Raw genomic sequence first — 16,792 nt, 5'->3', positions numbered from 1 at the left:
TCTTTCGAGAGGGAGAGGAGGGGGTCAGAGGGTGGCATCGACCGAGCGGCGGCGCAGAAGCCGCTTGTCGATCTTCCCGACGGGGTTCTTCGGGATCTCGTCTACGGTCACGATCAGCTCGGGAAGCTTGTAGGCGGCCAAAGACTTCCGCAGTAGCTGGAGAATCTGTTCCGGCTCGACCGCGGCGCCGTCGCGATAGGACACGAAGGCGATGGGCACTTCGCCGTAGACCGGGTGCGGTCGACCGATCACGGCGGCCTCGAGCACCTGTGGGTGGGTGTAGATCGCGGACTCGATCTCCTTGGGATAGATGTTCTCTCCGCCGCGGATGATCATGTCCTTGATGCGGTCGACCAGGGTGAGGTAGCCGTCGGCGTCCATGCGACCGATGTCTCCGGTGTGCAGCCAGCCATCGACGATCACCTTGGCCGTTTCCTCCGGCCGGCCCAGATATCCCCGCATCACGGTCGGGCCTTTGACCACGACCTCGCCCACCGATCCGGCGCTGAGGAAATTGCCGTCGCTGTCGACGATGGCGATCTCCTGGCCCGGCAGCGCGAGACCGACGGTGCCGGGTTTGCGGACACCGTCGAGTGGATTGCCCGTGCTCGCGCACGTCCCCTCCGACAGGCCGTAGCCTTCGTAGATCGGGATCGCGTAGCGCTCCTCGAATCGGGTGAGCAGTTCGACCGGCATCGGAGCCGCACCGCAGAGCGCGAACCGGACCGAGGAGGTGTCGGGCCGGATCTCCGCCGGCAGCGCCGACAGCATGGCGTAGACGGCGGGCACCGCGGAGAAATAGGTCGGCCGCGCCGCCTCGACCCTGTCGAAAAAGGTCCGCGGCGAGAACCGGCCCGCGACAGTGGCCCGGCCGCCGGCCAGCAGCGGCGACAGCACGCTGACCACGATGCCGTTGACGTGGAACAGCGGCAGGATCAGCAGACTATGGTCCTCGGCGGTCAACCGCATACCCGCGACCATCGTCTCGGCCATCACCATGATGTTCGCGTGCGTCAACTCGACGCCCTTGGGACGTCCGGTGGTACCGCTGGTGTAGATGATCAACGCGAGCGCGTCGTTCGAGAACTCGGTCGCTTCCGCGGCGCCGCCGCGGCCTTCGTGCCGATTCAGCTCCGCCAGCGCAATTCGCTGCGGTTGATCGGCCTGGCCGGCCCCGCGTTCGTCAGCGCAGACAAGGACGCGAGCGCGGGAATCGGCCAGCTGATAGTCGGACTCGGCCGCGGTCGACGACGGGTCGATCGGCGTCGCCGCGGCACCCAGCCGCCAAGCCGCGAACAATGTCACGATCAATTCGAGCCGGTTCGGCAACATCACGGCCACGACATCGCCGACACCGATCCCCGCCTCCGACAACCGATCGGCGTACTTCCGCACGAAGTCGAGGAACTCGGCGTTGGTGATACTTCCCGAATTGTCGTCGGCAAGACACGGGTTGGTGGGGAAGCCTCCGGCACGTATATCCGGCAGGGCAGCGAAGTGCATGTCGATCTCCTTGCTAACTCGGCAGCTCACTTGCGTGAACGCCACGTTAGGAAGGGGATGTGACCTGGACCATATTGTGAGCGCATGAAGATAGCGGGAGGGATCGTGCGCCGCGCACGACGGATGTCTCGGTCACCCCACGGGCTGCAGCACGGTCGACCCCAGCCATCGGCAGGCCAGCAGGGCGACCTCGACCTCCAGTCGTCGCTCCCGAAGCGAATGTCCCAGTACCGCCTCCGCCTTACGGATCCGGTACTGGACGGTGTTGCGGTGCAGCACCAGCCGCTCTGCCGTTGTCTGGAAGCTGCCGTTCGTCTCCAGGAAGACACGCGCGGTCTCGCGGAGCTGCGCCGTGGCATCGTCATCACGCGCAAGCGACCCGAGAATTTCGCTGATCCATGCCCGGGTGGCGGTCAGGTCCGAGCACATCAGCGCGATCGGCCCGAGCTGAGCCGAACAAGACATCGACGCACGCTGCGGTGCCGGTGCGGACATCGCGACGACCTGCGCTTGTGCCGCCTGGCGATGGGTCAGCCGGAAGCCTTCCAGTCCGGTGGCAGGTCTGCCCACCGCTGCCCATGTCTGCTCCGGAGTGCGCACCGCGGCGGGATCGACATCCAGTTCCGGTTGCGGGAGCCACGCCCACAGGGTCGATTCGTCGGCCGGGATCAGCAGCGGTGGTCCTTGGCAGGACAACTGATCGGCGATGGCCGTCGCCACTTGTTTGGCCGCGCGCAGTTGGTCGGCGCCCGCGTCGGACCAAATGACCATGCCGAGGTGGGTTCGGTCGAGCCGATATCCCAGTGTGCGCTCGCTGTCATCCGGGTCGACGCGCTGTCCGGACAGGATCGAGCGCACCCTCGCGGTACGGACGGCCATCTGGTTCTGCAGCCACCGGTCCCGCTCGTCCTGGTAGGCGGTCACGACTTGTTGGGAGACCCGATCGATATAGGCGAACGAGCGGTCGGTCATCTCGGCCACTGCGGAGGTGATCAGGGCGACGTCGTTGGTCGCCGCGGTGAGCTCGCCGAGCATGTGGTCGTTGAACAGTCGCTGCCCGATGCGGTAGGCCCGCAGCAGGGCGGCGATCGAAGTGCCGCGCTGGGCCATGCGCCGGGCGTATTCCAATGCCTCCGTGGGAGCTTCGAGTTCGTCGATGTCGAGCCCCAGCTCGTAGATATGCAACGCGATCACGACGTTGCCGGTGACGCTGGCCCGCAGTAGTGACTCCACGCGGCTGTCGCCGCGCAGCTCCGGCTCGATGTGGAGCATCTGCTCGGTCAAACGTTCGGACAAGCCGAGCGCATGTCGGCTCAGTTCTCCCGCGATCCTCGCGAGCAGTTCCGCGGCGTCGCTCCGCATGATCATCCTGACCGCTTCACGATCGAGCGGACTCCGGGGGGCTCGACCTTCGACCGCCCACGATCCGCAGCGCGAGGTCCGCGTAATAGTCGCCGATGTCCTCCGGTGACCAGGAGCCACCCTCGTGGTACCAGCGCGCGATATCTATTCCCAGCGAAAGCAGAGCGGCCGCGGCCATATGGGTATTCGAGTTCTCGAACACCCCCGCGGCCGCCCCGCGCTCGATCAAGCGCCGGACCTCGCCCTCGATCGCACGCCGGGTTGCCTTGATCTCCTGTTGATGTTCTGGGCTCAGTGCGGCGAGCTCATAATTGATGATTCGGGCGACGGTGTGGGAGCGGGCGTGATGGATCGTGAACTCCCGCATCACGGCGATCAGTTGCTCGGCGGGGTCTTGTGCCGAAGCGATCGCAGTGCGGACGCGCTCCAGGGTTTCCAGGTGACCGGCGCGTGAGATCTGGTAGAGCAACTCTTCCTTGGAACGGTGATACACGTAGATCGTCCCCGTGCTCACCCCGGCGATCGATGTGATGTCGCGGGTGGTCGACCCGTGGAAGCCGCGTTCAGCGAAGGCCACCACCGCGGCGTCGAGCAGCCGCGCTCGGGTCTGGTCCGCGCGCGATAGGTCCTCTGTATCGGTCACCTGGACAGTATGGCTCTACACAACGAGCACGAGTTTGCCGGTATCGGCACCTGTGAACAGCATGTTCAGTGCATTCAGCTTTCTCACGCGGGCAGCCCGACGAGGTCCGCCAGCAATCTCCGATGGTGGCCGGGACTTCCCAGTCCTATCTGGTCGGCCTTCGCGCGTTTGAGGTACAGGTGTGCCGGGTGCTCCCAGGTCATGCCGATCCCGCCGTGCAATTGGATGGCCTCCTCGGCGGCCCGCACCGCGATATCGCTGCAATAGGACGCCGCGACGGCGGTGGCGATCACGCTGTCGGGGTCGTCGGCCGCGTATGTTCCCGCCGCATACCGCGCGGCGGCCGAGGCCGACTCGACCTCGACGTAGAGGTCGGCGAGGCGGTGCTTGATCGCCTGGAATCCGCCGACCACCCGGCCGAACTGGCGTCGCAGCTTCAGATACTCGACGGTTGTCTCCAGGCACCAGGCGGCGATTCCGGCTTGCTCGGACGCGAGGAGTGCGGCGCCGAGTGTCAAGCCGGATTGGATAGCTGCCCAACCGGATTCGGCGGCGACGACGACCCGGCCCGGCACGGAGTCGACAGCGACGTCAGCCAGCGGGCGGGTCATATCCAGGGAGACCACCGGCTTGATCTCCGCCGCGGCGGCCGTCAACGCGTGCACCTCCGTGCCGTTGGCCGTCTCGACGGCGGCCAGCAGTACATCGGCGTCGAGCGCGCCGGCGACGCTGGTAACCAGTCCGGACAGCCTGCCCTGCGCATCAGCCGTCAAGGTCGGGATGTGTGTCGCGAGCGCAGTGGAGAACGGCGTCAGCAGCGCTGCGCTGCAACTACCGTCGCCGAGTCGACCGACCAGCGTGGAGTCGCCCGCGAGCAGGACGGTCGCGGCAATGACGCTGCTGGTCAGAAATGGGACCGGTGCGACGAACCGTCCGAACTCCTCGAGGACGACGGCGGCGTCACGGGCCGTACCGCCCGCTCCGCCGCGGTCCTCGGGGATGAGGAGACCAGCGAGCCCGAGGTCGTCGGTGATCGATGTCCACAGCGTCCGGGTCAGTGTCCGATCGCCGTCGTAGGCCCGCGCGACCGCGGACGGATCGCATCGGGTGGTGAGCAGGTCACGCACCGCGCTCCGCAAGGAGGTCTCGACATCGGTATCGAGCAGCAGGATGTCGCTCATCGGCTCAGGTCCTTCCAGGCGATGTCCTTGTCCGCACGGGGTTCGCCCGGCAGCCCGAGGACCCGTTCGGCGATGATGTTGCGCAGGATTTCGGAGGTTCCGCCCTCGATCGAATTGCCTTTGGCCCGCAGGAAGCGGTAACCGGCGCCGCGACCGGCGAAATCGACCCGGTCGGGGCGCACCATCGTCCAATCGTCGTATCGCAGGCCGTCCTCGCCGTGCAGTTCGACCTCCAATCCGGCAACCTGCTGGTTGACTCGGGCGAACGACAGCTTGACGGCGGAGGTTTCCGGCCCGGGCTGGCCGCCGGCCACCCGCTGACGCAGCCGGGTCGCCGCCAGCCGGGAGACCTCGGCATCCACCCACAATCGCAACAGCCGGTGGTGCAATTCGGGGGTGCGCTTTTCCGGGAATTCGCGCCAGAGGCCGGCGGCGGCGCCCAGCACTCCGCTCTCGCGGGGGAGCGCGCGCCCCCCGATCGAGACGCGCTCATTGTTCAAAGTGGTGGTTGCGACTCGCCAGCCTTCTCCTTCCTTGCCGAGGCGGTGCGTGTCGGGGATCCGAACGTCGGTCAGGAAGACTTCGTTGAATTCCGCTTCGCCGGTGATCTGCCGCAGCGGCCGCACCTCGACTCCGGGTGCGGTCATATCGCAGATGAAGTAGGTCAGCCCCGCATGCTTGGGCCGGCTCGGATCGGTGCGTGCCACGAGGATCGCCAATTGCGCTTTATGCGCGACCGAAGTCCACACTTTCTGCCCGTTGACGACCCAGTCAGCGCCGTCACGCACTGCCCTGGTGGCGATCGCGGCCAGGTCCGAGCCTGCCCCCGGTTCACTGAACAGCTGGCACCAGATCTCCTCCCCGCTCCACAGCGGACGCAGGAAGCGCTGCCGTTGTTCCGTCGTGCCGTGGGCGAGGATCGTCGGCGCGGCCATACCCAGACCGATACCGTTGATCGCCGCGTTGTTGTCCGGAGATCCGGCCTGCTCGAACAGGGCGTCGACGAACGGTTGCAGTTCCCGATCGACGGCCCGGCCACCGAGCCCGATCGGAAAGTGAACCCAGGCCAGGCCCGCGTCGAACCTGGCGCGGTGAAAGGTCACGGCATCGGTGGTGGCCGGATCGTGCTTTTCGAGTACGGCTTCCACCCCGCGCCGCAGATCGTCGCGAACCGCGTCGGGTCGAGTCATCTGTCATCCTTCTGATCGGCCGTCACGGCACCAGCACCGCGACCGTCTCGGCCACACACGCGGGCTTGTCCGAGCCGTCGAGTTCCACGGTCACTCGGAGCACTGCCTGCGACCCGATCGTGCCCGGCACGAGCGAGACCAGTTCGACACCGGCTCGGACCCGGGATCCGGCCGGGACCGGAGTGGGGAATCGGACCTTGTTGGTGCCGTAGTTGACACCCATGGACAAGCCCCGCACGGCATATACCTGACCGGCCAGCATCGGCACCATCGAGAGGGTGAGAAACCCGTGTGCGACGGTGGTGCCGAACGGTCCGGCGGCGGCTTTCGCGGGATCCACATGGATCCATTGGTGATCCCCGGTAGCTTCGGCGAAGCGATCGATCTGTTCCTGGGTCACCGTGTGCCAATCGCTGTATCCGAGGTGGGTGCCGACCGCGGCCTCCAGCTCGGACAGGCCCTGGAATATCTGCACAGCTCTCCTTCCTCCGTTCAGTTCCGTGGGCCGCCGGCCACGTAGATCACCTGGCCGGACACGAAGCCGGCCCCCTCGCTCACCAGGAACGACACGGTGTGCGCGATGTCGGCGGGAGTGCCGGTACGGGCAACCGGAATCTGGGCGGCCATCGCCGCCTTGAGCTCCTCGAAGGAGATGTTCATCCGGGCGGCCGTGGCCGCGGTCATCTCCGTCTCGATGAAACCCGGGGCGACCGCGTTCGCGGTGACGCCGAACTTGCCGAGTTCGAGTGCGAGCGTCTTGGTGAATCCCTGCAGCCCGGCCTTGGCGGCCGCGTAGTTGGCCTGGCCACGGTTGCCGAGCGCCGAGGTGCTGGACAGGTTGACGATGCGACCCCACTTCTGCTCGATCATGTGCGCCTGCGCTGCCCGGGCCAGCAGGAACGAACCGCGCAGGTGCACGTTCATGACGGCATCCCAGTCGTCGGCACTCATCTTGAACAGCAGATTGTCACGCAGGATCCCGGCGTTGTTGACCAGCACCGTCGGTGCGCCGAGCGCGGCGGCCACGCGATCGACCGCCTGGGTAACCGCGGCCTCGTCGGAAACATCGACACCGACCGCGAGCGCGCGTCCACCGGCCGCCTCGATGTCGTCGACGACCGTCTTGCAGGCGGCCTCGTCCAAGTCGAGCACGGCTACTGCCATACCGTCGGCGGCCAGCCGCCGGGCGACAGCGGCGCCGATTCCGCGAGCCGCGCCGGTGACGATGGCGGTCCGCTGTGTCGGATCGGTCATGAATACTCCTCGAAGATGTGATTGCGGTGGAAATGCTGAGTTCAGGGGGTGTAGACCACGCGACCGACGGTCTTGCCGTCCGCGAGTCGCTGCACGGCGCCGGCGACCTCCTCCAGACCCAGCCGCGCGCCGACCAGAGGACGGATCGCGCCGTCGGCGGCAAGTGCGGTCAGCGCGCGATGGCATTCGGCGACGGCGCCCGGGTCCTGGGTGTTGTACAAACCCCAGTGCAGGCCGAGGATCGAATAGTTCTTGACCAGCGCATGATTCAATGCCGGAGCTTGGATCTCGCCGCCGGCGAATCCGACGACCACGATGCGGCCCTCGAAGGCGATGCATTTCGTGGACCGTTGGTACACCTCGCCACCGACCGGGTCGTAGATCACGTCGGCGCCACGACCGCCGGTTACGTCCTTCACAACGTCGACGAAGTCCAGCTGATGCCGATCGATGACCACATCGGCGCCCAGATCCTCGGCGTAGGAGGCTTTTTCGGCGCCACCGACAACTCCGATCACCCGGGCGCCCGCGGCCTTGCCGAGCTGGATCGCGGCGCTGCCCACGCCACCTGCCGCGGCATGCACCAGGAGGGTCTCGCCCGCGGTCAATCCGGCGCGCCGATGCAATCCGAACCAGCCGGTCTGGTAGCCGATGAACAGCGAAGCCGCCTCCGCGTCATCCAACGACGGCGGCGCTGGGAAGGTCTGGGCGGCCTCCAGCACGGCGAATTCCGCGAAACCACCGTGCGGCAGCGCCGCGCCTCCCAGCACCCGGTCACCGGCAGCGATCCCGGCCACGTCGGCACCGACCGCCACCACTTCGCCACACAACTCGACGCCGGGCGTGAACGGCAACGGCGGCCGGACCTGATAGAGGCCCCGGCACATCAGTACATCGGGAAAGTTCGCCGCGGCGCCGCGGACCCGCACGACAACCTGGCTCGGGCCGGGCTCGGGAACTTCCACCTCCTCCAGCCGCAGTACCGTGCCCGGTTCGCCCAGCTCATGGACTCGCCACGCTTTCATCCGCGCCATGTCAGATTCCGCCTGTCAGCGTGACGCCGCCGTCCACGACCAGCAACTGCCCCGTCAGCCAGCTCGCGTCGTCGGAGAGCAGAAACGCCACCACACTGCCGATGTCCTCGGGCACGCCGAGCCGCTTCAGCGGGTACGCCGCGGCGACCTCGTCCTCCCTGCCGTCGTAGAGAGCGGTGGCGAACTTCGTCTTCACCACCGCAGGGGCGACGGCGTTGACCCGTAGGTTCGGGCCGAGCTCGACCGCGAGTTCCTGAGTGATGTGCGTGAGCATCGCCTTGCTCGAACCGTAGAAGCCGATGCCCGGCGCCGGCTTGAGACCGGCGACCGACGACACGTTCACGATCGCGCCGCCGAAGTCCTTCATCCAGGCCCGATACGCCTGCTGCACCCACGACAGCGCGGCCAGGCAGTTGACCTCGACTATCTTGCGGGCCACGTCCAACGGCAGATCGACCATCGGCCCGAACGCCGGGTTGATGCCGGTGTTGTTGACGAGGAGGTCGGCGCTACCGAACGTGTCGATCGCGCGAGCGACGGTCTCCGCCTGGTGCTCGACGTCATCGGCACGGCCCGCGACGGCCAGCGCGCGGTCCGGCCCGCCCAGTGCTTCCACCGCTTCGTCGAGCGCGTCCTGTTTGCGGGCGGTGATCACGACTCGCGCCCCCTCGTCCACCAAGCGCTGCGCGATGCCGAGCCCGATGCCCCGGCTCGCACCGGTGACTATCGCTGTCTTGCCTTCGAATCTGTTCATCATTGAATCCCTTTCGCGGAGTCAGCGGTTACGACAAGCGCTCCAGCACCATCGCCATGCCCTGACCGCCGCCGACGCACATCGTTTCCAAACCGATCTGCTTGTCGTGGAACTGCAGGGAGTTGATCAGGGTGCTGGTGATGCGGGCGCCGGTCATGCCGAATGGGTGACCCACCGCGATCGAGCCGCCGTTGATGTTGAGCTTGTCGAAGTCGACGCCCAGCTCCCGCGCCGAGGGGATGACCTGGGCGGCGAAGGCTTCGTTGATTTCGACCAGGTCGATGTCATCGATGGTCATCCCGGCCCGGGCCAGCGCCTGCTTGGACGCCTCCACCGGCCCCAGGCCCATGATCTCCGGCGACAGCGCGCTGACTCCGGTCGCGACGATCCGAGCCAGTGGCGTCAGGCCGAGTTCGGCGGCCTTGGTGTCCGACATGATGACGACCGCGGCGGCGCCGTCGTTGAGCGGGCAGCAGTTTGCGGCCGTCACCGTCCCGTCGGGCCGGAACACCGGCTTCAGTTCGGCGACTTTCTCCAGGGTGACTCCAGGCCGCGGGCCATCGTCGTGCGAGACGACACTGCCGTCGGGCAGGGTGATCGCGGTGATGTCGCGCTCCCAGAATCCGTTGGCGAGGGCTGCCTCGGCGAGGTTCTGGCTGCGGACACCGAAAGCGTCCTGTTCGGCACGGCTCACACCGCACAGTTGCGCCACGTTCTCCGCGGTCTGCCCCATCGCGATATAGACGTCCGGCAGTAGATCCTCGGTGCGCGGGTCGGTCCAGGCCTCGCCGCCCGCAGCGAATTTCGCCGTACGGTGCACCGCGTCGGCGAATACGGGGTTCTCGGTGCCGGGCAGGCCGTCGGCACTGCCCGTGACGTAGCGGCTCACGGTCTCCACGCCGGCGGAGATGAAGACGTCTCCCTCGCCGGCCCGGATGGCGTGTAGCGCCATGCGGGTCGTCTGCAAACTCGACGAGCAGTACCGGTTGACCGTTGTGCCGGGCACCCGATCCAGGCCCGCCAGAATCGCCACGACTCGAGCGAGGTTGAAGCCCGACTCACCGGCGGGCTGGCCACACCCGAGCATCAAGTCGTCGATGCCGTTCGGACTGAGGGCCGGCACCTTCGCCAGCGCGGCCCGGACGATCTGCGCCCCCAAGTCGTCGGGCCGGAGATCCCGCAACGAACCCTTGCCTGCGCGACCGATCGGCGAGCGGGCGACAGAGACGATGACGGCTTCGGGCATGACTGTGAACCTTCCAGCAAGTAACTGAGCGCTTGTTAACCTATCGACACCATGCTGGACGGACCGTCGATGGTCAATACGTCACAGTGAATTGAGACTGTGACACAGGTCACAGGCCGACGCGGTCGCTCAGCAGGCGGCTTGCGTCCGACACAGCAGCCATCATTGGATGAGTACAGCGACGATCGAATGGATGGCCTTGTGGGGCAACGGATCCCCGGCCCTGTGCGGCAGCGGATCCGGCGGGAACTTCACCACACGATTCCGAGGTGCGCCGCCCCCGAGCGCGGCGGTACGGCCGCGCTCGGTGCGGTTGTGTCTCTGCTGGTCACCACCATCGATGGGGGTCGGGACCTGTCGTCGATGTGCGGGATACCGGCCGACAGCTCCTATCGTCTGCTGCCGGCCTGACGGCTCCGCCTCATTTCGGGTGCCGGGCGAAGAATCGGATCCCTTCGTCCGCCCGAGCGGCCGCACCGCGAAACCCGATCAGGCAGGTGGCGAAGCTGAGCATCAACCCGGTGGAGTCGGTGTTTGCCTGGGAACAGTGCCCGCGCTCGCCGAGGGCCTGGACCGGACACGCGTTGCCGGCCAGGGCCGAATCAGCTGGACGCGCGTAGCGTCGATTCGCTCACTCGGCAGAGCGCTCGGGGAACTGCGTTTTCACCGTGTGGAGGTCTCCGGCCCGAGCCCGGACGGGCGCTGGGTTCGCGTCGCTTCCGCTCGAGGTGCTGGGCCGGTGAGTCCCCCGGTCCTGCGCATTCCGAGGAACATCGAGGCCAGGCCGAGCAGCACGGCGACGGCGCCGGTGACGACGTTGTTCCAGATCGTCGAGGTGGTATCGACGTTGCCGCTGACGATCCAGGGGGCGACGATCGTCCAGAGGCCGATCAGCGGAGCGGCCCAGACGATGCCGTGCGTCCGGCCGTACACCGAGGCGAACCCGAGTGCGAGCATGGCCAGAGCGATGCCGACGACGAGGTTGTTGACGGTCAATGTGGAGAGTCCGTTGAACCCGACGACCCAGGGGGAAATCGCGAGGTAGAGCCCGGTCAGGAACATCAGGCCGGTGACCGCTTGGGCGTCGGGCGCCTCGGAGGCGCGCTCGTACTTCTCCCGCAATTCCACGATGTCGGGATGCCTGCTCATCATGGTTTCACTACTCATGTTTCCACCACCCTTCGGACGTAGTGGCGTATCGAAGCTCTCCCGAGCCGGGCGGCTCACGATCGGTTCAGGAACGTGACCCGTCCTGATCGCCGCTCACTTATATCATCCTGTGATAATATCACTCCATGATGGAAGGGTCGATGTCCTCATCGGGCCACCTCACCGACCAGGAATACACGCGGCTGCTGGCGTTTCGTACCGTGCTGCGCCAGCTGCTGCGCTGGAGTGAGCGTGGGGCGGCCGAAGTGGGACTCACCGACACCCAGCACCAACTCCTGCTGGCGATCCGAGGGCACTCCCACCCCGGCGGGCCGAGCATCGGGGAGGTCGCCGGTTACCTGTCCGCCCGCCACCACAGCGTGGTGCAGCTGATCGATCGCACCGAGCAACTCGGCCTCGTCACTCGGAAACGAGGGCAGGGCACCGACCGTCGCGTCGTACACCTCACGCTGACCGAGGCAGGCAAGGAAACGTTGGCCTTGCTCAGCGCCACACATCGGGAAGAGCTAGAGCGACTGACTCCCCTCATCGGCGCGCTGGACGATCTCCCCGCCGTAGGGTGAGCGTTGCTCGGTCCGGGTAGGGCCACTCGAGCCGGGATCACCTCGCGATCCGCTCTGGTGGGCCGGGTGTGCCGAGAAAGGTGCGCCCCTCAGCGGCCGAGCAAAGCGCTTGCCCCGTGCGGATTTCGCCCGTCCATGCCCGCATCGTGCCTGATGGGGGTGGGGCGGCAGGAGTGGGAGGACCCGCGCGCGGGTTCAGGATCGCGCTGATCGCAATCATTCTGTGAACCGTCTGCGCACCTTACTGTTCCGGACAGTACTTCTCGTGTGAGGACCGCGTCAGATGACATTGCAGTTGGATCCGACCACATCCGCGCCGTCTTCCGCCCCTGCCGAGGCGGTCGTCGAAAGCCCGGCCCCGTTCATCCGGAAGCTGATCGGCCTGGGCAGAGCGTCTTCCGGGCTGATTTTGGCGGTGATCGTCTGGCAGCTGGGCGCCCGATCCTGGCTCGGTACGACCACTCCGGCGCCGACGGAGGTGCTCGAGGCCGGGTGGGAGCTGATCAGGTCGGGCGAGCTGTGGCAACATCTGGCCGCCTCCGGGCGTCGGGTGGCGGTCGGGTTGGCGATCGGCATCGGCATCGGGCTGGTGTGCGGGGTGGCGGCCGGGTTGTTCCGCGTCGCCGAAGATCTGGTGAACGGCCCGCTACAGGCGTTGCGAATGTTGCCGACGCTGGCGCTGGTGCCGGTGTTCATCATCTGGTTCGGCATCGGCGATTCGTTCAAGATCGCGTTGATCATCGTCGCGCCGATCTTCCCGATCTATTTGAACGTGCTGGCCGGGATCCGGGGTGTGGACCGGCGGTTGGTAGAGGCGGCGGAGTCGCTGGGCCTCAACCGGTTCGAGTTGACCACCAAGATCATCCTGCCCGGTGCGTTGCCGCAGATCTTCGTCGGTTTGCGGCAGGCACTGGGCGTCGGCTGGCTCACCTTGGTGGTCGCGGAGATGCAGACCACGCCGGTCGGTCTCGGGTTCCTGATGAACGATGCCAAGGAGTTCCTGCGGACCGATCAGATCTTCTTGGTCCTGGTGATCTACGCGGTGCTGGGGTTGCTCACCGATCTGTTCGTGCGCGTGCTGGAACACCGGTTCCTGGCCTGGCGCACCGGATACGAGGGGAAGTAGATGACCGCCACCATCGGGACCGGTGTCCGTATCCGCGGGGCGGTGCGCGCTTTCGGCGGGCGCACGGTACTGCGCGGGGTCGACTTGGATATCGCGCCGGGGGAGTTCGTCGCCCTGCTCGGCGCCAGCGGGTCCGGTAAGAGCACGCTGCTGCGCGGCATCGGTGGGCTGGACGGCGGCTTCAGTGGGTCGTTCGACGTGCCGGGATCGAAGGCGATCGTGTTCCAGGAGCACCGATTGATTCCGTGGATCACCGTGTGGCGCAACGTCGTTCTCGGCGTCGACCGGGCCGGCAAGGCGCGTGCGTTGACGGCGCTGGAGGAAGTGGGGCTCGTCGCGAAAGCGGATGCATGGCCCGCGACCTTGTCGGGCGGGGAAGCGCAGCGGGTGGCGCTGGCCAGGGCGCTGGTCCGCAATCCGGAACTGCTGCTGCTCGACGAGCCGTTCGGTGCCCTCGACGCGCTGACCCGGTTGAAAGTGCAGGCTCTGGTGGCGCGCCTGTGGACGCTGCACCGCCAGTCGGTGCTGCTGGTGACCCACGACGTGGAGGAGGCGCTGCTGTTGGCCGACCGTGCGCTCGTGCTGCGCGAGGGCCGCATCGCCGAATCCTTCGACATCACCGTCGCCCGCCCGCGTTCGGTGGTCGACCCCGAATTCTCCGCACTCCGGCGCCGGTTGCTGCTCGCACTCGGCGTGAATCCCGAGGCACCGACAGGAGCAGACGTATGAGTGAACCGTTGCAGATCAGTACGGACGTCTTGGTGATCGGCGGCGGGCCCGCCGCCTGCTGGGCCGCGATCCATGCCCGCGAGGCCGGCGCCGAGGTGACGTTGGTGGACAAGGGCTACTGCGGGACCAGCGGCGCCACCGCCCCGTCCGGCACCGGCGTGTGGTACGTGGCGCCGGAGGCGACCGCGCGGGCCAATGCGAAGGCCAGCCGGGAAGCGCTGGGTGGGCATCTGGCCGATCACTATTGGATGGACCGGGTGCTGGATCAGACCTACGCGAACATGAATCGGCTCGCGGTGGAGGGACGGTATCCGTTCCCCGTGGATCCGGCTACCGGTGAGCAGATTCGCACCGGCGTGCAGGGCCCGGAGTACATGCGCCGGATGCGGGCGTGGGTGAAACGTGCCGGGGTGCGCATCCTGGACCACTCGCCCGCGCTGGAGTTGCTGGTCGACGACGACGGCGTGGTGCGCGGCGCGGCGGGCTACCAGCGCCAGGCCGACCGGGACTACCGCATCGCGGCCGGTGCGGTGGTGCTGGCCACCGGCGGTTGCGCGTTCCTGTCCCGGGCGCTGGGCACGAATGTCGACACCGGTGACGGCGCGCTGATGGCGGCCGAGGTGGGCGCCCGATTCTCGGGGATGGAGTTCTCCAATGCTTATGCGATCGTGCCGAAGGGGTCGACGATCACCAAGACCGCCTACTACGGTTACGCGACGTTCTTCCACGAGGACGGGCGCGTGCTCGAGGGCGCGGGCTCGACCAAGGGCCGTTCGGTGATCGCGCGAACTCTGTTGCGGGAGAAGGTGTTCGCGCAGCTCGATCGTGCCGACGCGGCGGTGCAGGCGCAGATGCGGCTGGGGCAGCCCAATTTCTTCCTCCAGTTCGATCGGCGCGGTATCGACCCGTTCACCGACCGGTTCGAGGTGGATCTGCTCGCCGAGGGCACCGTGCGCGGCACCGGCGGCATCGATGTGGTCGACGACGACTGCGCCACCTCGGTCGCGGGCTTGTACGCGGCGGGTGACGCGGCGACCAGGGAGCGGATCTGTGGCGGTTTCACCGGTGGCGGCAGCCACAATTCGGCGTGGGCGATGTCGTCGGGCAGTTGGGCGGGCCGCGGCGCGGCGTTGTTCGCGCTGAGCTCCGGTGGGGCGCGCAGTGCCGATCTGCGCGGTGCCGGGCGCACCGGGTTGCGGCCGCAGAGCGCCGAGTCGGTCCGGGCGGCGGACGTGGTCGAAGCCGCGCAGCAAGAGCTGATCCCGTTCGAGAAGAACTACCTGCGCCACGGCGACCGGGTCGGGCCCGCGCTGGAGCGGCTGGACAACGTGTGGGAGCAGGCCACCCGCGGCTTGGGCGGCGGCACGGGGGACGAGCGGGTGCGCGCTCGGCAGGCCGCGGCCATCACCGCCGTGGGACGGTTGATGTACCGGTCGACGCTGGCGCGGACGGAGACGCGCGGGATGAGCAAACGCGCCGATCATCCGGATCTGGACCCGAAGCAGCACCATCACATCCTGTCCGGCGGGCTGGACGAGGTGTGGACGGCGACGTCCGCGGCGGCGACCACTTCGGCGGTGGCGTGATGATCGAGATCTTGCGCGCTGGTGACTGCATCGGCTGCGACAAATGCGTGGACGTGTGCCCCACGAATGTCTTCGATCGCACCGACAGCGGAATCCCGGTCATCGCACGGCAGTCCGATTGCCAGACCTGTTTCATGTGCGAGGCCTACTGCCCCACGGACGCGCTGTACGTCGACCCCGAGTCGACGCCGCTGGCCGATCACGACGCCGTGCGCGGCGAGCACATCGGCCGCTACCGCAAAGAGCTGGGCTGGGGCCGCGGCCGCCAACCGGGCAGTCTGGTCGCGGTGGGGCCGCGTCTGCCGCACGGCACTCCGCCGCCGCGGTTGTCGGAACTCTGAACAACGAAAGCGAATCATGCGCATACTCCGGCTGATCGTGCCCGCTGTCGTGTCCGCCCTGCTGCTGGTTCTCACCGGCTGCGGGTCGGACGACGCGGGCTCGGCGACCCGCGCCGAGATCAAGACCCTCCGCATCGGCACCATCGGCACCGGCAACGTGCTGACCGGGCCGGTCGGCTTCGCCCATCAGCGCGGAGCCCTGTTGCCCGCGCTGAAGCCGCTGGGGGTGGACGCCATCGAGGTCTACAGCTTCCCCAACGGTCCCGACCTGAACCAGGCGCTGGTGGGCGGCCGCCTCGACGTCGCCACCTACGGTGACACGCCCGCGCTGGTCGCGCGTGGCAGCGGGTTGAAGACGCGGCTGCTGGCCATCGCGGCGGTGAATTACAACGCGGGCGTGGTGGCCAAGGATCCGGCGATCCGGACGCTGAAGGATCTGGCGGGCAAGAAGATCGGCGTGCAGTCGGGCTCCTACATCGATCGGTATCTGCAGGGTGCGTTGAAGGCCGAGGGCATCCAGGCCCAGCTGGTGCATCTGCTGGCCACCGACGCGGAGGCTCCGCTCAACGGCGGCGATATCGCGGCGGTCGCGCTGCCGGATGTGAACCCGTCGTCGTTCTTCCACGCGTTCCTGGCCAAGGGTTTCCACCAGGTCGACTCGATTCACGACAACCATCCCGATCTCGCGGGTACCAGTTCCTCGGTGAGCAGCCAGGACTTCCTCGACAGCCATCCGCAGTTCGGTGCCGCGTGGCAGTCGGTGATCGTCGAGGCCAACCGGTATGCGAAGGCGCATTGGGACGATTACGTGAACTACGAGGTGTCCCAGTCGAAATCGCCGGAAGCGGTGGTGCGCGCCACGGCGCGTGAGAGCTACATACCCGACGAGATCTTCGCGCCGCTGGGCATCCAGTTGCTGACGGGAACCAAGCAGTTCCTCGTGGATCAGAAGAAGATTCGGGAGGATTTCGGTTTGGAGGAGTGGTTCTACCGGCCCGACCGGCCCAAGCAGGGCTGAGCCGAGCGTCGGTCGCCGAGTTCGCCGGGCCGGGCGGCGGTGACCCGTTCATGTGGGGCGAGTACGCGTTCGCCCAGGTCCAGCGGGGGACA

At 67.3% G+C, this 16,792-nt stretch carries 17 protein-coding genes; 6 read left to right on the top strand and 11 right to left on the bottom strand.

Translation table 11 applies throughout. From position 1 onward, the window contains the following. Positions 1-24: 24 nt before the first annotated feature. The 11 genes from ABZ824_RS18955 to ABZ824_RS18905 form a co-directional block, all read right to left on the bottom strand. A complete protein-coding gene (locus ABZ824_RS18955) occupies positions 25-1,503 on the bottom strand; it encodes an AMP-binding protein (protein WP_356964428.1) in 1,479 nt (492 codons plus the stop codon). 132 nt (positions 1,504-1,635) lie between these two features. Continuing rightward, positions 1,636-2,865: a helix-turn-helix domain-containing protein gene (locus tag ABZ824_RS18950; RefSeq protein WP_356964427.1), complete on the bottom strand. Its 1,230-nt coding sequence runs from the start codon at positions 2,863-2,865 to the stop codon at positions 1,636-1,638. A 16-nt stretch (positions 2,866-2,881) separates the two neighbouring features. Beyond that, positions 2,882-3,508 carry a TetR/AcrR family transcriptional regulator gene (locus tag ABZ824_RS18945; protein ID WP_356964426.1) on the bottom strand — a complete coding sequence of 209 codons (627 nt, stop codon included), beginning with the start codon at positions 3,506-3,508 and terminating at the stop codon, positions 2,882-2,884. A gap of 83 nt (positions 3,509-3,591) precedes the next feature. Then, positions 3,592-4,689, bottom strand: coding sequence for an acyl-CoA dehydrogenase family protein (locus tag ABZ824_RS18940; protein ID WP_356964425.1), 1,098 nt, complete (start codon positions 4,687-4,689; stop codon positions 3,592-3,594). Further along, entirely contained in the window at positions 4,686-5,879 is a 1,194-nt protein-coding gene (locus ABZ824_RS18935) for an acyl-CoA dehydrogenase family protein (RefSeq protein ID WP_356964424.1), read from the bottom strand. Before ABZ824_RS18935 ends, ABZ824_RS18940 begins: the two co-directional genes overlap by 4 nt. A gap of 22 nt (positions 5,880-5,901) precedes the next feature. Then, entirely contained in the window at positions 5,902-6,354 is a 453-nt protein-coding gene (locus ABZ824_RS18930) for a MaoC family dehydratase (protein ID WP_355074093.1), read from the bottom strand. Positions 6,355-6,371: 17 nt separating this feature from the next. Then, the gene (fabG, locus tag ABZ824_RS18925; RefSeq protein WP_355074091.1) at positions 6,372-7,133 is read right to left on the bottom strand and encodes a 3-oxoacyl-ACP reductase FabG; all 762 of its coding nucleotides are present in this window, start codon (positions 7,131-7,133) and stop codon (positions 6,372-6,374) included. A 41-nt stretch (positions 7,134-7,174) separates the two neighbouring features. Next, positions 7,175-8,158, bottom strand: a complete 984-nt coding sequence (locus ABZ824_RS18920; protein ID WP_356964570.1) for an NADPH:quinone oxidoreductase family protein — start codon at positions 8,156-8,158, stop codon at positions 7,175-7,177. Between the two features lie 10 nt (positions 8,159-8,168). Continuing rightward, a complete protein-coding gene (locus ABZ824_RS18915; RefSeq protein WP_355074089.1) occupies positions 8,169-8,924 on the bottom strand; it encodes an SDR family oxidoreductase in 756 nt (251 codons plus the stop codon). A gap of 25 nt (positions 8,925-8,949) precedes the next feature. After that, on the bottom strand, positions 8,950-10,167 hold the full coding sequence (locus ABZ824_RS18910; RefSeq protein ID WP_356964423.1) for an acetyl-CoA C-acetyltransferase: 1,218 nt from the start codon (positions 10,165-10,167) through the stop codon (positions 8,950-8,952). Positions 10,168-10,830: 663 nt separating this feature from the next. Then, on the bottom strand, positions 10,831-11,334 hold the full coding sequence (locus ABZ824_RS18905; RefSeq protein WP_355074085.1) for an SPW repeat protein: 504 nt from the start codon (positions 11,332-11,334) through the stop codon (positions 10,831-10,833). 143 nt (positions 11,335-11,477) lie between these two features. Here ABZ824_RS18905 and ABZ824_RS18900 point away from each other — a divergent pair, with 143 nt between their 5' ends. The 6 genes from ABZ824_RS18900 to ABZ824_RS18875 all read left to right on the top strand — a co-directional run bounded on the left by ABZ824_RS18900 (position 11,478) and on the right by ABZ824_RS18875 (position 16,700). Beyond that, positions 11,478-11,900, top strand: a complete 423-nt coding sequence (locus ABZ824_RS18900; protein WP_355074084.1) for a MarR family transcriptional regulator — start codon at positions 11,478-11,480, stop codon at positions 11,898-11,900. Positions 11,901-12,183: 283 nt separating this feature from the next. Beyond that, positions 12,184-13,026: an ABC transporter permease gene (locus tag ABZ824_RS18895; protein ID WP_356964422.1), complete on the top strand. Its 843-nt coding sequence runs from the start codon at positions 12,184-12,186 to the stop codon at positions 13,024-13,026. Continuing rightward, positions 13,027-13,755, top strand: coding sequence for an ABC transporter ATP-binding protein (locus ABZ824_RS18890; protein ID WP_356964421.1), 729 nt, complete (start codon positions 13,027-13,029; stop codon positions 13,753-13,755). It abuts the gene before it with no gap. Beyond that, positions 13,752-15,341 carry an FAD-binding protein gene (locus ABZ824_RS18885; RefSeq protein ID WP_355074079.1) on the top strand — a complete coding sequence of 530 codons (1,590 nt, stop codon included), beginning with the start codon at positions 13,752-13,754 and terminating at the stop codon, positions 15,339-15,341. The genes ABZ824_RS18890 and ABZ824_RS18885 overlap by 4 nt, the downstream gene beginning before the upstream one ends. Continuing rightward, entirely contained in the window at positions 15,341-15,682 is a 342-nt protein-coding gene (locus ABZ824_RS18880; RefSeq protein WP_356964420.1) for a 4Fe-4S dicluster domain-containing protein, read from the top strand. Before ABZ824_RS18885 ends, ABZ824_RS18880 begins: the two co-directional genes overlap by 1 nt. 16 nt (positions 15,683-15,698) lie before the next feature. Continuing rightward, positions 15,699-16,700 (top strand): ABC transporter substrate-binding protein, encoded by a 1,002-nt coding sequence (locus tag ABZ824_RS18875; protein ID WP_356964419.1) that lies wholly within the window; start codon positions 15,699-15,701, stop codon positions 16,698-16,700. The last annotated feature ends 92 nt before the right edge of the window (positions 16,701-16,792 follow it).

It is taken from the genome of Nocardia sp. NPDC047038, assembly GCF_040644075.1.
Taxonomy (GTDB): Bacteria; Actinomycetota; Actinomycetes; order Mycobacteriales; family Mycobacteriaceae; genus Nocardia; species Nocardia sichangensis.
Note: the sequence above shows the minus strand (reverse complement) of the source record. Positions and strands in the feature narration are given on the sequence as shown.

Bases quoted from the DNA above. Each gene is read 5' to 3' on its own strand.
- ABZ824_RS18955 (WP_356964428.1), bottom strand. From the start codon at position 1,503: ATGCACTTCGCTGCCCTGCCGGATATACGTGCCGGAGGCTTCCCCACC.
- ABZ824_RS18950 (WP_356964427.1), bottom strand. From the start codon at position 2,865: ATGCGGAGCGACGCCGCGGAACTGCTCGCGAGGATCGCGGGAGAACTG.
- ABZ824_RS18885 (WP_355074079.1), top strand. From the start codon at position 13,752: ATGAGTGAACCGTTGCAGATCAGTACGGACGTCTTGGTGATCGGCGGC.
- ABZ824_RS18875 (WP_356964419.1), top strand. From the start codon at position 15,699: ATGCGCATACTCCGGCTGATCGTGCCCGCTGTCGTGTCCGCCCTGCTG.
- ABZ824_RS18905 (WP_355074085.1), bottom strand. From the start codon at position 11,334: ATGAGTAGTGAAACCATGATGAGCAGGCATCCCGACATCGTGGAATTG.
- ABZ824_RS18910 (WP_356964423.1), bottom strand. From the start codon at position 10,167: ATGCCCGAAGCCGTCATCGTCTCTGTCGCCCGCTCGCCGATCGGTCGC.
- ABZ824_RS18940 (WP_356964425.1), bottom strand. From the start codon at position 4,689: ATGAGCGACATCCTGCTGCTCGATACCGATGTCGAGACCTCCTTGCGG.
- ABZ824_RS18935 (WP_356964424.1), bottom strand. From the start codon at position 5,879: ATGACTCGACCCGACGCGGTTCGCGACGATCTGCGGCGCGGGGTGGAA.
- fabG (WP_355074091.1), bottom strand. From the start codon at position 7,133: ATGACCGATCCGACACAGCGGACCGCCATCGTCACCGGCGCGGCTCGC.
- ABZ824_RS18920 (WP_356964570.1), bottom strand. From the start codon at position 8,158: ATGAAAGCGTGGCGAGTCCATGAGCTGGGCGAACCGGGCACGGTACTG.
- ABZ824_RS18880 (WP_356964420.1), top strand. From the start codon at position 15,341: ATGATCGAGATCTTGCGCGCTGGTGACTGCATCGGCTGCGACAAATGC.
- ABZ824_RS18915 (WP_355074089.1), bottom strand. From the start codon at position 8,924: ATGATGAACAGATTCGAAGGCAAGACAGCGATAGTCACCGGTGCGAGC.
- ABZ824_RS18890 (WP_356964421.1), top strand. From the start codon at position 13,027: ATGACCGCCACCATCGGGACCGGTGTCCGTATCCGCGGGGCGGTGCGC.
- ABZ824_RS18900 (WP_355074084.1), top strand. From the start codon at position 11,478: ATGTCCTCATCGGGCCACCTCACCGACCAGGAATACACGCGGCTGCTG.
- ABZ824_RS18895 (WP_356964422.1), top strand. From the start codon at position 12,184: ATGACATTGCAGTTGGATCCGACCACATCCGCGCCGTCTTCCGCCCCT.